This window comes from Nocardiopsis lucentensis DSM 44048, assembly GCF_000341125.1.
Classification (GTDB): domain Bacteria; phylum Actinomycetota; class Actinomycetes; order Streptosporangiales; family Streptosporangiaceae; genus Nocardiopsis; species Nocardiopsis lucentensis.
In genome coordinates this window covers 1-893 of record NZ_ANBC01000960.1, presented here as the reverse complement: position 1 = coordinate 893, position 893 = coordinate 1, and the positions used below count along the sequence as shown (strand labels likewise).

Annotated in this window: 1 protein-coding gene; it reads left to right on the top strand. The window is 71.2% G+C overall.

Annotation, left to right across the window (positions count from 1 at the left end; translation table 11 throughout):
* On the top strand, positions 1-893 hold an 893-nt coding region (locus D471_RS37455; RefSeq protein ID WP_040692389.1), incomplete at both ends, for an ADP-ribosyltransferase.

The following is an 893-nucleotide window of genomic DNA, read 5'->3' as shown; positions in this document are numbered from 1 at the left end:
CCTCGACGCCACCGTCCTGCCCCCCGAACCGAAGACCGATGACGACCGCCCGGGCAGGGTCGGCGAGGACGGCGTCCGACGCTTCGCCACCAATGAGGAGGCCGAGGAGTACGGCGAGGAGTTCCTCGACGACCCCGACACCAACCCCCACGCCTACCCGAACCTGCCCGTCGACCAGCGGACCGCGATCGAGGGATACACCGATCCCGACCGCGACCCCTACAACCGCGTCCTGCGGGCCCCGGACCACTGGAGCCGACAGCTGGTCCTGGCGGAGGTGCGCTCGAACGGCGGGCCGGGCTTCGCCCTGTACGAGTTGACGGGACCACTCCTGCGACCGCCGACGATGGCGGACGTCACCAGAGCCCACGCTCGGCGCGACGACCTGACCGAGGCGCAGAGGGCCGTGGTCGACGACATCATGGGGCACGCTCCCGGAGCGCGGGAACAGCGCCTCGACCACTGGAGGCGGCGGGCGGGCTACGCGGGCCGGTTGAGCGACTCCTACGGCCGCTTCCCCTCGGTCGGCGACATCCTCGACCGCGTCCGCCTCATCGACGAGGCGATCGGTCGCAACCCGCTGCCCGAACCCCTGCTCGCTCATCGCGGGCTGCACACGGTCGACTTCATGACCGGGTACGATCCGAACGACCTGAACGCGCTCGTGGGGACGGTCCAGACCGACTCCGCGTTCCTGTCGACCTCCCTGGGTGTGCGAGGACGGGCGCCGGACTCCGGACACACCCCCTTCCAACTCCACCTGACCCTGCCCGACGGAACGCACGGCCTCTGGCTGAACGGCTACACCGAATCCTCCGCGGACGACCGCGAGCTGCTCCTGCCGCGCGGCACCCGGTACCGGATCACGGGCGTCCGGACCGAGGGCACCGGAG